Annotated in this window: 14 protein-coding genes; 6 read left to right on the top strand and 8 right to left on the bottom strand. The window is 71.1% G+C overall.

Annotated features, from left to right (window positions below; translation table 11 throughout):
* Window positions 1-35 precede the first annotated feature (35 nt).
* Together AAFF41_RS30735 and AAFF41_RS30740 are read right to left on the bottom strand one after the other, a co-directional pair.
* The gene (locus AAFF41_RS30735; RefSeq protein ID WP_319746579.1) at window positions 36-620 is read right to left on the bottom strand and encodes a DUF1003 domain-containing protein; all 585 of its coding nucleotides are present in this window, start codon (window positions 618-620) and stop codon (window positions 36-38) included.
* Window positions 610-2,007, bottom strand: a complete 1,398-nt coding sequence (locus tag AAFF41_RS30740; protein ID WP_319746576.1) for a magnesium transporter MgtE N-terminal domain-containing protein — start codon at window positions 2,005-2,007, stop codon at window positions 610-612. The genes AAFF41_RS30735 and AAFF41_RS30740 overlap by 11 nt, the downstream gene beginning before the upstream one ends.
* A gap of 341 nt (window positions 2,008-2,348) precedes the next feature.
* Here AAFF41_RS30740 and AAFF41_RS30745 point away from each other — a divergent pair, with 341 nt between their 5' ends.
* Entirely contained in the window at window positions 2,349-3,110 is a 762-nt protein-coding gene (locus tag AAFF41_RS30745; protein WP_319746573.1) for a hypothetical protein, read from the top strand.
* Window positions 3,111-3,137: 27 nt separating this feature from the next.
* Here the strand turns inward: AAFF41_RS30745 and AAFF41_RS30750 are convergent, their stop codons facing one another.
* Together AAFF41_RS30750 and AAFF41_RS30755 are read right to left on the bottom strand one after the other, a co-directional pair.
* Window positions 3,138-3,683, bottom strand: coding sequence for a hypothetical protein (locus tag AAFF41_RS30750; RefSeq protein ID WP_319746571.1), 546 nt, complete (start codon window positions 3,681-3,683; stop codon window positions 3,138-3,140).
* 43 nt (window positions 3,684-3,726) lie between these two features.
* Window positions 3,727-4,839: a magnesium and cobalt transport protein CorA gene (locus tag AAFF41_RS30755; RefSeq protein WP_266642050.1), complete on the bottom strand. Its 1,113-nt coding sequence runs from the start codon at window positions 4,837-4,839 to the stop codon at window positions 3,727-3,729.
* Between the two features lie 549 nt (window positions 4,840-5,388).
* On the opposite strand from AAFF41_RS30755, the gene AAFF41_RS30760 reads away from it, so the two are divergent.
* Window positions 5,389-5,973, top strand: a complete 585-nt coding sequence (locus tag AAFF41_RS30760; RefSeq protein ID WP_054228209.1) for a suppressor of fused domain protein — start codon at window positions 5,389-5,391, stop codon at window positions 5,971-5,973.
* Window positions 5,974-6,031: 58 nt separating this feature from the next.
* Here AAFF41_RS30760 and AAFF41_RS30765 read toward each other — a convergent pair whose 3' ends face one another.
* Window positions 6,032-7,285, bottom strand: coding sequence for an MFS transporter (locus tag AAFF41_RS30765; RefSeq protein ID WP_054228208.1), 1,254 nt, complete (start codon window positions 7,283-7,285; stop codon window positions 6,032-6,034).
* A 183-nt stretch (window positions 7,286-7,468) separates the two neighbouring features.
* Here AAFF41_RS30765 and AAFF41_RS30770 point away from each other — a divergent pair, with 183 nt between their 5' ends.
* The 3 genes from AAFF41_RS30770 (at window position 7,469) to AAFF41_RS30780 (ending at window position 10,031) form a co-directional block, all read left to right on the top strand.
* Window positions 7,469-8,110 (top strand): DUF6758 family protein, encoded by a 642-nt coding sequence (locus AAFF41_RS30770; RefSeq protein ID WP_054228207.1) that lies wholly within the window; start codon window positions 7,469-7,471, stop codon window positions 8,108-8,110.
* Between the two features lie 251 nt (window positions 8,111-8,361).
* Window positions 8,362-9,219 (top strand): PHP domain-containing protein, encoded by an 858-nt coding sequence (locus tag AAFF41_RS30775; protein ID WP_099920771.1) that lies wholly within the window; start codon window positions 8,362-8,364, stop codon window positions 9,217-9,219.
* Window positions 9,220-9,425: 206 nt separating this feature from the next.
* Window positions 9,426-10,031 (top strand): MarC family protein, encoded by a 606-nt coding sequence (locus AAFF41_RS30780; RefSeq protein WP_075028797.1) that lies wholly within the window; start codon window positions 9,426-9,428, stop codon window positions 10,029-10,031.
* A gap of 119 nt (window positions 10,032-10,150) precedes the next feature.
* Here AAFF41_RS30780 and AAFF41_RS30785 read toward each other — a convergent pair whose 3' ends face one another.
* Window positions 10,151-10,303 carry a hypothetical protein gene (locus tag AAFF41_RS30785; RefSeq protein WP_097286158.1) on the bottom strand — a complete coding sequence of 51 codons (153 nt, stop codon included), beginning with the start codon at window positions 10,301-10,303 and terminating at the stop codon, window positions 10,151-10,153.
* 217 nt (window positions 10,304-10,520) lie between these two features.
* On the opposite strand from AAFF41_RS30785, the gene AAFF41_RS30790 reads away from it, so the two are divergent.
* A complete protein-coding gene (locus AAFF41_RS30790; protein WP_179858560.1) occupies window positions 10,521-11,426 on the top strand; it encodes an NYN domain-containing protein in 906 nt (301 codons plus the stop codon).
* 22 nt (window positions 11,427-11,448) lie between these two features.
* On the opposite strand, the gene AAFF41_RS30795 is transcribed toward AAFF41_RS30790, so the two are convergent.
* Together AAFF41_RS30795 and AAFF41_RS30800 are read right to left on the bottom strand one after the other, a co-directional pair.
* Window positions 11,449-12,318, bottom strand: a complete 870-nt coding sequence (locus AAFF41_RS30795) for an alpha/beta fold hydrolase (protein ID WP_319746565.1) — start codon at window positions 12,316-12,318, stop codon at window positions 11,449-11,451.
* Window positions 12,319-12,623: 305 nt separating this feature from the next.
* The gene (locus AAFF41_RS30800) at window positions 12,624-15,092 is read right to left on the bottom strand and encodes a DEAD/DEAH box helicase (RefSeq protein WP_343324958.1); all 2,469 of its coding nucleotides are present in this window, start codon (window positions 15,090-15,092) and stop codon (window positions 12,624-12,626) included.
* Between the last annotated feature and the right edge of the window lie 51 nt (window positions 15,093-15,143).

A 15,143-nucleotide genomic window follows, 5' to 3' on the forward strand; every position in this document is an offset into this window, starting at 1 on the left:
GGTACGGCGCCGGGCCCGGGGCCCGGAAAGCCCCGTCAGCGGTCGTCTACGTCACGTCGTGGCGGCCGTTCTGCCGGGAATACGACCCGGCCGTCGGCGCGGTGTTCCTCCAGCTCCCTGATCAGGTCCTGGAATTCGGAGCGGATCCAGTCGCGGGTGGCGACCTCGCCGAGGCCCATGCGCAGGGCGGCGATCTCGCGGGTGAGGTACTCGGTGTCCGCGATAGAGCGCTCGTTCTGCTTGCGGTCCTGTTCGAGGTTGACCCGGTCGCGGTCGTCCTGGCGGTTCTGCGCGAGGAGGATCAGCGGGGCGGCGTAGGAGGCCTGGAGCGAGAGCATCAGGGTCAGGAAGATGAACGGGTACGGGTCGAAGCGCAGATGGCGCGGTGCCGCGATGTTCCACATCAGCCACACGATGATGACGACCGTCATCCAGACGATGAACCGTCCGGTGCCGAGGAAACGCGCGATCCGCTCCGAGAGCCGCCCGAAGGCCTCCGGGTCCCACTCGGGCACCAGCCTGCGGCGCGGCGGCAGCGGCTGGTCGAGGCGGGTGCGGGGCCGGGTGGTGGCGGTCGCCCCGGTGGCGGCCCGTTCGCGGGTCTCGCGGTCAGGTCCCATCGCGCCCCCCTTCGTCCACGCCTTCACGGCCGTCTTTCTGGTCGCCTTCCTCGTCGTCTCCCCGGTCGTCCTCAGGTTCGCGAAGGCGCCCGTCCTGAGGTTCGTCCAGGTGTTCGTCCTGGGGGTCGTCCTCGCGCAGATGGAACTCGGTCTCGCGCCAGTCCTCCGGCAGCATGTGGTCCAGTACGTCGTCCACGGTCACCGCGCCGAGCAGTGAGCCGCTCTCGTCGACGACGGGCGCCGCGACCATGTCGTACGTGGCGAAGAAGCCCGCGACGACGGGCAGCGCCGCGTCCGGCGCGAGCGCCTGCAGATCGCCATCGAGGATCGAGCTGACCAGCGTGTACGGCGGATCGCGCAGCAGCCGCTGGAAGTGCACCGTGCCCAGGTACTTGCCGGTGGGTGTCTCGTCCGGCGGGCGGCACACGTACACCTGCGCGGCGAGCGCCGGGGACAGGTCGGGGTTGCGGACCCGGGCGAGCGCGTCGGCGACCGTGGCGTCGGGCCGCAGCACGATGGGCTCGGTCGTCATCAGACCGCCGGCGGTCCGCTCCTCGTACGACATCAGCCGTCGTACGTCGGCCGCGTCGTCGGGCCGCATCAGCGTCAGCAGTCGCTCCACGTCGTCCTCGGGCAGTTCGGCGAGCAGGTCGGCCGCGTCGTCGGGGTCCATCGCCTCCAGGACGTCGGCGGCGCGCTCCTCCTTGAGCTTGCCCAGGATCTCGATCTGGTCGTCCTCGGGGAGCTCCTCCAGGACGTCGGCGAGGCGGTCGTCGTCCAGGGCGGCGGCCACCTCCCCGCGCCGCTTCGGCGACAGGTGGTGCAGGACGTTGGCCAGGTCGGCGGCGCGCAGCTGCTCGAAGGTGGCGAGGAGGCTCTCGGCGCCCTGTCCGTGCTCCTCCAGCGAGAACCCGGTGACGGCGGACCAGTCGACGGTCAGCGTCTCGCCCTTGGTGCGCCGGAAGGTCCCGCTGCGGCCCTTGCGCACGAAGACGCGGCCGATCTCCCACTCCCGGCGGGCCGGCAGCTGCTGCACGGACACGTCGAGCACGGTCACCTCCTCGTGGGTCTCGACGAGCTGGACCCGCCGGTCGAGCAGTTCGCCGAAGACGAGCCGCTCGGTGGGCCGCGGTTCGAAGCGGCGCACGTTCAGGACACCGGTGGTGATGACCTGGCCGGACTCGATGCCGATGACGCGGGTCATGGGCAGGAAGATGCGTCGCCGGGTGGAGAGTTCCACGACCAGCCCGAGCAACCGGGGCGGCCGGCGTCCGACACGGAGCATGGCGACCAGGTCCCGCACGCGGCCCACCTGGTCGCCGCTGGGGTCGAAGACGGCGACACCGGCGAGGTGCGAGACGAAGATCCGGGGGGCGCCTGCGGCCATGCCCGCGCCTCCTTCTTTCCGCGTTGCTCTTTCTTCCGTGTCGCTGGTCGTGTGTTGCGCGTCGTGTGCTGCTCCGGACGCGTGCCGACCTTCTCCGTACGGGCGTTTGGTCCCGACCTGTCCGCTCAGGTGGGCTTCAGGCTAGCCCGTCCCGGTCGGATACGCCCTGGTGAGCGGTCCGGACGGACTGGCTCCGCCGGGCACGTACGGCACCGGTACGCTGCCGTACGCCGTTGGGGACACCCGGCACGGCCACCCCGGCATGGGCACCCGCACGGACACGCGCACGGACACGCGCTTGGACACCCGCATGGACCCCCGTATGAAAGGCAGCCCTACCTGTGACTGCGATTTCCCAGGGCCGTACCCGCAGGGCCGCATTGGTGGGCGCGCTGTGCGCACTGGTCGTGACGGGGACGGTGCTGACGGGGTGCGGTAGTGAGGATCCGGACGCGGGCACGAACGGGGTGGGGAAGCTGTCCGCCACCGAGATCCAGTCGAAGACGCGCAAGGCCGCCACGTCGGCCGAGGCGGTACGACTCGCCGGGACCGTGGTGTCGAACGGGCGCACGTACAAGCTCGACATGCGGCTGACGTCCGACGGCGGCACCGGTTCGGTCACCTCGGAGGGGGCGAGCTTCCATCTGCTCCGGGTCGGCCGGCACCTCTTCCTCAAGGCCGGCGCCGAGTTCTGGAACCACCAGGGCGGCAAGAGCGGTGCCACCTCCTCGGCGGACACCGCGGCCGCCGACAAGCTCGACGGCAAGTACGTGAAGGTCCCGAGCGGCGACCCGGCCTACAAGCGCTTCATCAGCTTCACGGACAAGGACGTCCTGCTCGACGGTCTGCTGACCCTGCACGGTTCCCTCGCCACGGACGGCCACCACGAGCAGTCCGGCGTCCGCACCATCCGTATCACCGGCGACAAGGGCGCGGGCGGCACCCTGGACGTCTCCCTGAAGGGAACCCCGTACCCGCTGCTCCTGGTCCGCGCGGGCGACGCCGGCACGCTCAGCCTCACCGACTGGGGCAAGAACTTCGCCCTCGCGGAGCCCGCCAAGGACGAGACCGTGGACTACGGCCAGCAGCTGCCGACGTCGTAGCCCTGGGGCCTGTCCGCCGGACAGGCACTAGCGGCGGCGTCCCCGCTTCCTGAAGAGCAGGCGCGGTACGGCGGCCGGGATCGGTTGGCGGGTGGTCGCGGGGGACGGGACCGGCGCGGCGGCCAGCGAGCCCTCCGGCAGCGGGAGGGTGCCCGCCCGGGGCTCCAGGCGCAGCACCCGGCACTCGCGGGCCCAGCGGGCCGGCATCTCCTCGCCGTCCGGCGCGTTCAGACGCTTGCCCTTGAGCTCGGCGACGGTCGCCTCCCACGCGGGGGAGCCGGGCGCGAGTTCGACCACCTTCGCGGTCCACGCGGCCAGCCGCCCGCCCTTGTCCTTGCTGCGGACGACGACGACCGCGTCGCCCCCGTCGACGAGCCCGGGCAGCGGCTGCTCTCCGGGCCCGTCGCCGACCAGGCAGGCCGCGCCGTCGTGCCACACGTGCCACAGCGCCCGGGTGGGCGCCTCGGCACCCGTCGCCTCGGGCGCCGGCACGCCGCCGCTCCGCACCCAGATCAGCCCGGACTTCTTCGTGGCCTCCTCGACGAGGGCCCGGTCGAGCAGCTGTTCCGTCATGGGCCCAGCCTATCCAGGGGCACCGGGCGGTCACCCGGTGCGCTCAGAGCCAGCCGTTGCGCTTCAGGATCCGGTGGATCGCCAGACACATCCCGACCGTGGCGCCCAGCACCAGCGGGTAGCCGAACTTCCAGTGCAGCTCCGGCATGTAGTCGAAGTTCATGCCGTACACGCCACAGACCATCGTCGGTACGGCGATGATCGCGGCCCAGGAAGTGATCTTGCGCATGTCCTCGTTCTGCGTCACGGACGCCTGCGCGAGGTTGGCCTGGAGGATGGAGTTGAGCAGTTCGTCGAAGCCGAGGACCTGCTCCTGGACACGGGCGAGGTGGTCGGCGACGTCGCGGAAGTACTTCTGGATGTCCGGGTCGATCAGCCGCATCGGGCGCTCGCTGAGCAGCTGCATGGGGCGCAGCAGCGGGGACACGGCCCGCTTGAACTCCAGCACCTCGCGCTTGAGTTGGTAGATGCGGCCGGCGTCCGTGCCGCGCGGGGTGCCCTTGCGGCCCGGCGAGAAGACCTCGGTCTCCACCTCGTCGATGTCGTCCTGCACGGCGTCCGCGACCGCGATGTACCCGTCGACGACGTGGTCGGCGATGGCGTGCAGCACGGCGGAGGGGCCCTTGGCGAGCAGCTCGGGGTCGTCCTGCAGCCGGTGCCGCAGGGCCCGCAGCGAGCCCTGCCCGCCGTGCCGGACGGTGATGAAGAAGTCCCGCCCGGTGAAGCACATGACCTCGCCGGTCTCCACGATCTCGCTGGTGGCGGTGAGTTCGTCGTGCTCGACGTAGTGGATGGTCTTGAAGACGGTGAACAGGGAGTCGTCGTAGCGCTCCAGCTTGGGCCGCTGGTGGGCCTGGACGGCGTCCTCGACGGCCAGCGGGTGCAGCCCGAACTCGCCCGCGATACCGGCGAATTCGGCCTCCGTGGGCTCGTGCAGGCCGATCCACACGAAGCCCCCGTCGCGATGCACCAGCCGCATCGCCTCCTGGGGCGTCAGCGGCTCGGGGGTCTGGACGCGGGCACCGTCGCGGTAGACGGCGCAGTCGACCACTGCGGAGTTGGTCCCGGGGGCGCGGGTGTGGTCGTACGAGCCACTGTCCTTGCGCAGCGAGGGACGGGGGCGGACCGCGGCACGCAGGTCACGAATCATCGACATGACGGGCTCCTTCGCAACGGAGGCGACCGACGACGGTTGGAACTACCCGGAATGGGGACGTCCTGACTGCGGATGTTTGGCACGTCCACAAAGCGGGGAGCACCGCACCGTCGCGGTGGCAGCTTCGCTACTGATTCAGATCAGACAGATCGGATGGATCAGGCGGAAACGAAGCGCTCTTCCGTGGTGCACCGGGACAACGCTGACACGTATGCACACGTTTGCAGGAGGAAGCAGCCGACAGAGCTACAAGAGCCGGGGAGCGGCTGGAACCAGCTACGGAACTTCAGCGACCGGAAGAGCGGGTGGTACTGCCAGGTCGACTTCGGTCCATTGCAGCCCCACCTCCTCCGGTCGGTCCCCCGTGAGGGACGATCCATCCCCCGTGGGGGAGCTGGCTCCCCCCGTGGGGAAGACAGTCAGTCTCAGTGCGTCGGAGCTTGAGAGCGACGCTTCTGCGTGCTGCCCCGACCAGCGGCCAAGACTATCAGCGCACTGAAGCGTCAAGCCGCCGCTTTGCCCGTTGCTGACGAGTTCTATGCTCGGCTCATGGCTGATGTTCTTCCTTTGGTCGAGGCTCGGTTGCGCTCCGCGCTGGGCGAACCCGACGCCCGGGCCGCGGTCACCTTCCTCGGCACCGACCGTATCGAGGTGCTGCGCTTCACAGAGGGTGACGTCGTCCGCTACGCCACGCTGGGTATGTCCGCCCAGCCGATGGCGGACCCCACGGCGGTCCTCGCCGACCCGGTGAAGGGCCCGCGCGCGGAGCTGGTCCTGTCGGTCCGCCCCGGTACCGCCGACACCGACAAGGTGCTCCGCCCGCTCGCCGTGCTCGCCGCGTCCCCGCAGGTCGAGGGGCTGATCGTGGCCCCCGGTGCCTCGCTCGACGTGGGCGGGGCGCTGTGGCCCGGCGCGCCGTTCACCTCGGTCCTGGTCGCCGAGTCCGGTGGTCTGGTCGAGGACCTGGAGCTGGACGCGCCCGCCGATCCCGTACGGTTCCTGCCGCTGCTCCCGATGACGCCGAACGAGGCCGCGTGGAAGCGTGTGCACGGCGCCGGGGCCCTTCAGGAACGTTGGCTGAACGGCGGAACGGACCTGCGCGATCCCTCGCGCAGGTCCGTTCCGCTGGATTGAGTACTTCTCGCCCGGCTCCGCCGGCCTGAGACCAGGCCGGTCTCCTGGCCGAAAACAGTCAGTTGGCGAACACGGTCACACTGTCCTCGGTGGCGTGCTTCGGCTGGAGCTCCTCGGCCTCGTGGGAGAGCGCGTTCCGGCGTACGAAGACCACGACCGCTCCGATCACGGCGGTGATCGCGGCGACCACGAACGGGATGTGGATGTCGCTCCACTCCTCGATCTTCGGCGCGAAGTAGGGCGCGGCCGCGGCGGCGAACCACCGGACGAAGTTGTAGCCGGCGCTCGCCACCGGGCGCGGTGCGTCCGACACGCCGAGGGCCAGCTCGGTGTAGACGGTGTTGTTCACGCCGATGAAGGCGCCCGACAGGATCGTGCAGACCACGGCCGCGGTGTGGTTGCCGTACCCGAGCACGAGCACGTCGGCGGCGAGCAGGACCAGGGAGCCGCCCAGCACCTTGAGCGAGCCGAACCGTGCCTGCATCCGGGGCGCCACGATCACCGAGAAGACGGCGAGCAGCAGGCCCCAGCAGAAGAACACGGCGCCCGACTTGTAGGGAGTCATGTTCAGCACGAACGGGGTGAAGGCCAGCACGGTGAAGAACGTGTAGTTGTAGAAGAACGCCGACACGGCCGCCGAGGCGAGGCCGCCGTGGCCGAGCGCCTTGATCGGGTCGAGCAGTGAGGTCTTCTTCGCGGGCCTCGGCTGCTCCTTCAGGAACGCCGTGATGCACAGGAAGCCGACCGCCATCAGGAACGCGGTGCCGAAGAAGGGGTAGCGCCAGCTGGCGTTGCCGAGCAGGGCGCCGAGCAGCGGCCCGCACGCCATGCCGAGGCCGAGCGCGGACTCGTAGAGCAGGATCGCCGCGGCGCTGCCGCCGGCCGCCGCGCCGACGATGACGGCGAGGGCGGTGGAGACGAACAGCGCGTTGCCCAGACCCCAGCCGGCCCGGAAGCCGACGAGTTCGCCGACCGAGCCCGACGTGCCCGCGAGCCCCGCGAAGACCACGACGAGCGCGAGGCCGAGCAGCAGGGTCTTCTTGCCGCCGATGCGGCTGGAGACGAAGCCGGTCACCAGCATCGCGACCGCGGTGATCAGGAAGTACGAGGTGAACAGCAGCGAGACCTGGCTCGGGGTGGCGTCCAGGCCCTTGGCGATGGAGGGCAGGATCGGGTCGACGAGCCCGATGCCCATGAAGGCGACGACGGATGCGCCGGCGGTCGCCCAGACGGCCTTCGGCTGCCGCAGGATGCTGCCCGCGCCGGCGTCGAATGTGTCCCCCTCGGCGGGACCTCCCGTGGTGTTGGTCATGCTCGCTCCTCGACTGCGTAGGGAGAGATCGGTGGATCGATGGCTAGATCGTTGGCGTATACACATAATAAGTTAGAAGGACTAATTAATGCAAGCTGCATCTAGTTCCATCGGGTGACCGGCGCCCTCCGGACGGGTGATCGTCCTTGACGCGGCGAAATACGGGGAGGACCGTGGGGCCCTATGAGGGGCGAACCCAGTTGCCCGAAGTGTGGTGGCCGGGTCAGGGCTCCCGGCCTCTTTGCCGACTCCTGGCAGTGCGATGCGCACGGGGCCGTGTATCCGCTGCAGCCCGTGATCCCGCCCAGCGTCGAGGCCCTCGGTGTAGTGGTGCACCGTGCCCAGGTGCCGGTGTGGATGCCGTGGCCACTGCCGGTCGGCTGGCTGTTCACCGGTGCGGCCTTCGCCGGTGACGATCGCAGCGGAGGGCGCGCGACGGCCGTGGCCTGCTCGGGTCCCGGGCCGCTCGGCGGCATAGGGGAGCTGATCCTCGTCGCCGAGGAGCTCGGCGTCGGCCTCGGCGCGCGGTACGCGGGTATCGACGGACCCGACCCGGGGCCGTACATGAACGTCGAGAAACCGCCCCAGGCGAAGGTCCTCGCGGCCGGCCGCCCGACCCCGCTCTGGCATGTGGCCGGCAGCCCCGACGACCGTGCCGTCTTCGCGGGCGAGGCGCTGGGGCTGTGGGTGTGGGCGGTGGTGTGGCCCGAGCAGTCGGGGCTGCTGATGTACGACGAGCTGGTGCTGACGGATCTGCGGGATGCGGGGGCGGAAGTGGATCTGTTGCCGTGCGGGGCGTTGTCGCCACGGATCCTGGAGCCGTAGCGCTCCGCTGGGGTGTGCGGTGCCTCGGGTTCTGGGGTTCTTGGGTCCTCGGGTTTGGGTCCTTGGGTGGTTGCGTGGAGGCGTGCGGGTTTGCTCTGGGCTGAGCGCGCGGTTCCCCGCGCCCCTGACGGGGCGCTTCGCGCAGGGTGGTTGTAGGGGGCGCCCGGTACTTGCGGCTGTGACAAGGCGCTCGGAAATCCCGTTATGCTTGAGCGTCCCCTGTCACCCCGTCATCGCCTGGAGTCCGCGTCGTGCGCATCGATCTGCACACCCACTCCACCGCGTCGGACGGTACGGACACCCCGGCCGAGCTGGTGCGCAACGCCGGCGCCGCCGGTCTCGACGTCGTCGCGCTGACCGATCACGACACGACCCGCGGGTACGCGGAGGCGCTGGCCGCGCTGCCCGAGGGGCTCACCCTCGTCACGGGCGCCGAGCTCTCCTGCCGCCTCGACGGCATCAGCATGCACGTGCTGGCCTACCTCTTCGACCCCGAGGAGCCCGGGCTGCTCGCCGAGCGCGAGCTGGTGCGCGACGATCGCGTGCCGCGCGCCCGGGCCATGGTCGCCAAGCTCCAGGAGCTCGGTGTGCCGGTCACCTGGGAGCAGGTCGCGCGCATCGCGGGCGACGGATCCGTCGGGCGACCGCACGTCGCCTCCGCCCTGGTCGAGCTGGGGGTCGTGGACAGCGTCTCCGACGCCTTCACGCAGGACTGGCTGGCCGACGGCGGCCGGGCCTACGTCCCCAAGCACGAGACCGACCCCTTCGAGGCGATCCGTCTCGTCAAGGCCGCGGGCGGCGTGACCGTGTTCGCGCACCCGGCCGCCGCCAAGCGCGGCCGGACCGTGCCGGAGTCCGCGATCGCCGACCTGGCCGCCGCCGGGCTCGACGGCATCGAGGTGGACCACATGGACCATGAGCCGGCCACCCGCGCCCGGCTGCGCGGCCTCGCCGCCGACCTGGGACTGCTCGCCACCGGATCCAGCGACTACCACGGCAGCCGCAAGACCTGCGTGCTCGGGGAGTTCACCACCGACCCCGAGGTGTACGGCGAGATCACCCGGCGTGCGACCGGGGCGTTCCCCGTGCCGGGCGCCGGCGGAGTCTGACGCCCGCCTTCACGCCCCAGGTTCCTTGAAGCACCCGACAGGGCACCTGACGAAGCGCCTGCCCAAGCGCCTGCCCAAGGCCTCGGCAACGTACCCGACGCCGGCCGTCGTGTGCCCCCGTTCCGCCCGGCGGAACGCCCTTCCCCAGCGGTGGCGGCAGATCTCGCCGCGCCGGTTTCCCCACCTCCGCAAGGCCTCACTCACTCATGTTCGACGTCGCCGTCTTCGGCTCCCTCTTCCTCACCCTCTTCGTCATCATGGATCCCCCCGGGATCACCCCGATCTTCCTCGCGCTCACCGCGGGACGCCCCGCCAAGGTGCAGAAGCGGATGGCCCTCCAGGCCGTCTGCGTGGCCGGCGGCGTGATCGCCGTCTTCGGCCTCCTCGGCCACCAGATCCTCGACTACCTGCATGTGTCCGTGCCCGCGCTGATGATCGCGGGCGGGCTGCTGCTCCTGCTGATCGCCCTCGACCTGCTGACCGGCAAGACCGACGAGCCCAAGCAGACCAAGGACGTCAACGTCGCCCTCGTACCGCTCGGCATGCCGCTGCTCGCGGGCCCCGGCGCGATCGTGTCGGTGATCCTCGCGGTCCAGAAGGCCGACACCGTCGCCACCCAGGTGTCCGTGTGGGCCGCGATCCTCGCCATCCACGTCGTGCTGTGGCTGGTCATGCGCTACTCGCTGCTGATCATCCGCGTCATCAAGGACGGCGGTGTCGTGCTGGTGACGCGGCTGGCGGGCATGATGCTGTCCGCGATCGCCGTGCAGCAGATCATCAACGGGATCACCCAGGTGATCCGGGCGAGCTGATCGTGAGCCGGTGAGAACGTGCAAAGCCCCGTACGGCGTCGTGCCGTACGGGGCTTTGAAAGCTGAAGGCGTCCCCCGGAGGTGAACTGCTCCGTGATGCTTCGAACTGCTCTGAGATGTTATGAAGCGGACGATTCGGTCGGGCGGATCCACAGTCGCTGCCCGATGGCGGCGGCCTGCTGAACGATCCGGTTGACGGAGGCGGCGTCTACAACGGTGGTGTCCACGGGCGTGCCGTCGACATCGTCGAGTCGCATGATTTCGAAGCGCATGGGCTTCTCCCTTCGTCTGGTCATCCTCCTGAGGAGAACTACTGGCGTGCGGTGCGCGAGACGTCGGTGCTCGCGCTTCCGTTCGTATTCAACGGGGTGCGTGTTACAAACATTCCCTACGCTAAGGAAATTTTTCGAGAACCTAATTACTGTCCGGTAAGAAGTCTGGAGGAGACTGAACGGGACCGGTTGTGTTCGCAGCGTGACCGCCGGGACAATGGAGGTGATGAACGACGACCACGCGGCGCTCGGCGCCCGCATCGACCGCACGAACGAGCTGCTCCAGCGCATGCTCGCCGAGGTGGCGAAGACGCCCTCGACCCATGCGATCTTCGTCGACGCCGGATACCTGTACGCGGCCGCGGGGCGGCTCGTCGCCGGGACCGAGGACCGCCGCGCCTTCGACCTCGACGCCGAAGGTCTCATCGACGCGCTCATCGACAGGGCCCGCACCATCTTCGCCGACAGCAGGCTGCTGCGCGTCTACTGGTACGACGGCGCACGCCGCCGTATCCACACCGCGGAACAGCAGACGATCGCCGAACTCCCGGACGTGAAGGTCCGGTTGGGCAACCTCAACGCCAACAACCAGCAAAAGGGCGTCGATTCCCTCATCCGCTCCGACCTGGAGTCCCTCGCCCGGCACCGCGCCATCAGCGACGCCGCACTGCTCGGCGGCGACGAGGACCTGGTGTCGGCGGTCGAGGCGGCGCAGGGGTACGGGGCGCGGGTCCACCTCTGGGGTATCGAGGCGCCCGAGGGCCGCAACCAGGCCGAGCCGCTGCTGTGGGAGGTCGACAGCCAGCGCACGTTCGACCTCGAATTCTTCAAGCCCTACGTGTCCCGGCGCACCTCCGCGACCTACGACCCGACGGCGGCGAGCCGGCCCTCCCGCGAGGACGTGCGGTTCGTGGGCGCCCAGATCGCCGCGAAGTGGCTGGCCGCGCGGGGTCGCGAGGCGCTGGTGGAACTGCTGCCGGGCCACCCCTACCTGCCCGGCTCGGTCGACCAGGATCTGCTGGTCGAGGCCGAGGGGCTGCTGCAGTACTCCCTGCGGGGCCAGGCGGACCTGCGCCGCGCGCTCCGGGACGGCTTCTGGGAGCACTTGCAGGCGCAGTACTAGCTGCTACCGGGCCGCCCCCGGATCACTCCTGCGTCTGATCCCAGAACTTGGCGAGGGCGAGGGCCGTCTGCTCGGGCTGGTCCGTGTTCGGGGAGTGCTCGGCTCCCCGTACGACCGTGCGCCGGGCCTTGAGACGTACGGCCATGTCGTCCAGGAGCGGCACCGGCCAGGTGTCGTCGAACGCACCCGACAGCACATGCTTGGGCAGGTGTACGGCGGCCAGCTCGGCGACGCGGTCCGGCTCCGTGCACAGCTGACGGCCGGTCGCGATCAGCTGGGCCGGTCGGGTGAGCAGCCAGCGGCGCCGCAGGTCCTCGCGGTCGTCCAGCCCACCGTCGAGATCGGCCGTGTCGATCTCCTCCGGCGGTTCCATCGCCTGGATGGCGTCCCACACCTGGGCCATGTCCATCACGGCGAGGGCGTCCCGGAGCAGTTCGACGCGCTGTTGCTGGGAGGCGGAGATCTGGGCGGGGCCCGAGGCCATGAGGGTGAGTGAGGCGAAGGGGGTCGGGTCGAGGAGGACGGCGGCGCGGGCGACCAGTCCGCCGAGGGAGTGGCCGACAATGTGCACGGGAGTGCCGACGGCTGCCGCCTGGGCGAGCGCGTCCTTCGCCAACTCGGCCTGCGCGTACGCCGATTCGTCGTGCTCGGGACCGTCGCTCTCGTACTGCCCGCGGCCGTCCACGGCGACGGTACGGTACCCGCGCGCCGCGAGCGGCTCGTGCAGCGCGATGAAGTCTTCCTTGCTGCCGGTGAAACCCGGCAGCAGCAGCACGGTTCCCTTCAGCCGCGCCTGCGGCGCGGCGTCGAGCGCGGCGAACTCGCCGCGGTCGGTGCGGAGACGGTAGGCACGGACACCGGCGGGCGGCGCGAAGGAGGGGGGCCTGCTCATGCCCCGAGGCTATCGGGCGGGGCTGCGCCCCGGCTCCCCGCCCGCCCGTAGTTGTCCGGCTGACGGCCGGTGGGGGCTGAGCGCGCAGTTCCCCGCGCCCCTGAAAGCCCCCAGCTCGTCCGGCGTGTGAGGACGAGGCCGTCAGGCCGATGGGGCGCCGGCGCGCAGCCCCGTGCCCCAGGGGCGCGGGGAACTGCCCTCCCAGCCCCCACCCACCCGCAGCCGATGAACCCACCCGGGGGGTCGGGAGAACGCCGATGGCCCGGCCCCACTGCGTGTTGTGGGACCGGGCCATCGGCTGAGAATCAGCTCTCCGCGGCAGCCGCCGCCTTGCGCGTACGCCGACGCGGCGCTGCCGCCTCGGGCGCGGCCTCCGCGGCGACCGCGGGCTCCACGACCTTGCGGGCACGCCGACGCGGCTTGGCCTCCGGCTCGTCACCGGCGGCCGGCTGAGCGGGGATCGCCGCCTCTACGGGCTCCGCGACGGGCTCCGCGACGGCCTTGCGGGTCCGGCGACGGACGGGCTTGGCGGTGGCTTCGGCGCTGTCCACGGCCGCTTCGGCGGGCGCCTCGGCCGTGGCCTTGGCCCGCGTACGCCGCGGCTTGGTGGCGGGGGCCTCCGGCGCGGCCTCGACCGCGTCGACCACGGCCACCGCCGCCTTGCGCGTACGCCGCGGCTTGGCGACCGGCGCCTCGGCGACACCCTCCGCCGTGTCGACCGCGACCTCCGCGGCCTCGGCGGCCTTGCGGGTACGGCGACGAACCGGCTTGGCCGGAGCCTCCGCGACGGCCTCGACGACGGCGGCGGTCTGCGCCGGAATCCCGGCCTCTACGGGCGCCACGGCCTCGACAGTCGCGACGGGCTCCGCGACGGCCTTGCGAGTGCGGCGACGGACGGGCTTGGCGGTGGCTTCGGCGCTGTCCACGGCCGCTTCGGCGGGCGCCTCGGCCGTGGCCTTGGCCCGCGTACGCCGCGGCTTGGCGGCGGGGGCCTCCGGCGCGGCCTCGACCACGCCCTCGGCCGCGTCGACGACGGCCTCGGCGGCCTTGCGGGTACGGCGACGAACCGGCTTGGCCGGAGCCTCCGCGACGGCCTCGACGACAGCCTCGGTGACGGCTTCCACGACGGGCGCGGATTCCGCCACGACGGCCACGGTCTCGACCGGGGCAGGAGCGGCCTCCGCCGTCTTACGGGTCCGACGTCGACGCTGCTTCGCGACCGCGTCCTCCGGCGTGGCCTCGACCGCGCCCTCGGCCGCGGAGACCGCGGTCTCCGCGGCCTGCGAGGTCTCGCTCACCGACGGCTCGGAGACCGTAGCGGCAGCCGCCACTGTCTCCGCCGTACCCCCGGCGCGCGTACGGCGACGGCGACGCGGGGTGCGGGGCTCGGTGGCCTCCACGGCGGCGGGCTCGGTGGTCGCCTCCGGAGTCGGCGTCGTGGACGTCTCCTCCAGCGCGGCACCGTTGCGCGTACGGCGACGGCGGCGGGGCGTGCGCGCCGGGCGCTCATGCTCGCGCTCGCGCTCCACGGGCGCCGGCGCCGACGAACGGCCGCCGCGACCGCGCGGACCGCCACGCCCGCCGGTCTCGCCGAGGTCCTCGACCTCTTCGGCCGCGAGGCCGGCGCGGGTGCGCTCGGACCGCGGCAGGACACCCTTGGTGCCGGCCGGGATGTTCAGTTCCTCGAAGAGGTGCGGGGACGTGGAGTACGTCTCCGGCGGGTTGCCGAAGCCGAGGTCCAGTGCCTTGTTGATGAGCTGCCAGCGCGGGATGTCGTCCCAGTCGACGAGGGTGATCGCGATGCCCTTGGCGCCCGCGCGACCCGTACGGCCGATGCGGTGCAGGTACGTCTTCTCGTCCTCGGGGGACTGGTAGTTGATGACGTGGGTGACACCCTCGACGTCGATGCCGCGGGCGGCGACGTCGGTGCAGACGAGGACGTCCACCTTGCCGTTGCGGAACGCGCGCAGTGCCTGCTCGCGGGCGCCCTGGCCGAGGTCGCCATGGACCGCGCCGGAGGCGAAGCCGCGCTGCTGGAGCTGGTCGGCGAGGTCCGCCGCCGTCCGCTTGGTGCGGCAGAACACCATCGCGAGCCCGCGACCGTCGGCCTGCAGTATGCGTGCGACCAGCTCGGGCTTGTCCATGTTGTGCGCGCGGTAGATGAACTGCGCGGTGTTGCGGACCGTCGCGCCCTCGTCGTCCGGCGCCGTGGCGCGGATGTGCGTGGGCTGCGACATGTAGCGGCGCGCGAGACCGATGACCGCACCCGGCATGGTCGCCGAGAACAGCATGGTCTGACGGCGGGCCGGCAGCATGTTCATGATCTTCTCGACGTCGGGCAGGAAACCCAGGTCGAGCATCTCGTCGGCCTCGTCGAGGACGAGCGCCCTGATGTGCTTGAGGTTGAGCTTCTTCTGGCCCGCGAGGTCCAGCAGTCGGCCCGGGGTGCCGACGATGACGTCGACGCCCTTCTTGAGGGCCTCGACCTGCGGCTCGTACGCCCGGCCGCCGTAGATGGCGAGAACGCGTACGTTGCGGACCTTGCCGGCGGTCAGCAGGTCGTTGGTCACCTGGGTGCACAGCTCGCGCGTCGGGACGACGACGAGGGCCTGCGGGGCGTCGGTGAGCTGCTCGGGCTGGGCCCGGCCCGCTTCGACGTCCGCGGGGACGGTGACACGCTCGAGGAGCGGGAGGCCGAAGCCGAGCGTCTTGCCGGTGCCGGTCTTGGCCTGGCCGATGACGTCGGAGCCCGAGAGGGCTACGGGGAGCGTCATCTCCTGGATGGGGAAGGGAGTGATGATGCCGACGGCTTCAAGGGCTTCGGC

Origin of the sequence: Streptomyces mirabilis (assembly GCF_039503195.1) — a bacterium.
Taxonomy (GTDB): Bacteria; Actinomycetota; Actinomycetes; order Streptomycetales; family Streptomycetaceae; genus Streptomyces; species Streptomyces mirabilis_D.

What these genes read in the sequence shown, in the direction of transcription:
- AAFF41_RS30735 (WP_319746579.1), bottom strand. Translation starts at nt 620, where the DNA reads ATGGGACCTGACCGCGAGACCCGCGAACGGGCCGCCACCGGGGCGACC.
- AAFF41_RS30740 (WP_319746576.1), bottom strand. Translation starts at nt 2,007, where the DNA reads ATGGCCGCAGGCGCCCCCCGGATCTTCGTCTCGCACCTCGCCGGTGTC.
- AAFF41_RS30750 (WP_319746571.1), bottom strand. Translation starts at nt 3,683, where the DNA reads ATGACGGAACAGCTGCTCGACCGGGCCCTCGTCGAGGAGGCCACGAAG.
- AAFF41_RS30755 (WP_266642050.1), bottom strand. Translation starts at nt 4,839, where the DNA reads ATGTCGATGATTCGTGACCTGCGTGCCGCGGTCCGCCCCCGTCCCTCG.
- AAFF41_RS30760 (WP_054228209.1), top strand. Translation starts at nt 5,389, where the DNA reads ATGGCTGATGTTCTTCCTTTGGTCGAGGCTCGGTTGCGCTCCGCGCTG.
- AAFF41_RS30765 (WP_054228208.1), bottom strand. Translation starts at nt 7,285, where the DNA reads ATGACCAACACCACGGGAGGTCCCGCCGAGGGGGACACATTCGACGCC.
- AAFF41_RS30770 (WP_054228207.1), top strand. Translation starts at nt 7,469, where the DNA reads ATGAGGGGCGAACCCAGTTGCCCGAAGTGTGGTGGCCGGGTCAGGGCT.
- AAFF41_RS30780 (WP_075028797.1), top strand. Translation starts at nt 9,426, where the DNA reads ATGTTCGACGTCGCCGTCTTCGGCTCCCTCTTCCTCACCCTCTTCGTC.
- AAFF41_RS30785 (WP_097286158.1), bottom strand. Translation starts at nt 10,303, where the DNA reads ATGCGCTTCGAAATCATGCGACTCGACGATGTCGACGGCACGCCCGTG.
- AAFF41_RS30790 (WP_179858560.1), top strand. Translation starts at nt 10,521, where the DNA reads ATGGAGGTGATGAACGACGACCACGCGGCGCTCGGCGCCCGCATCGAC.
- AAFF41_RS30795 (WP_319746565.1), bottom strand. Translation starts at nt 12,318, where the DNA reads ATGAGCAGGCCCCCCTCCTTCGCGCCGCCCGCCGGTGTCCGTGCCTAC.
- AAFF41_RS30800 (WP_343324958.1), bottom strand. Translation starts at nt 15,092, where the DNA reads ATGACGCTCCCCGTAGCCCTCTCGGGCTCCGACGTCATCGGCCAGGCC.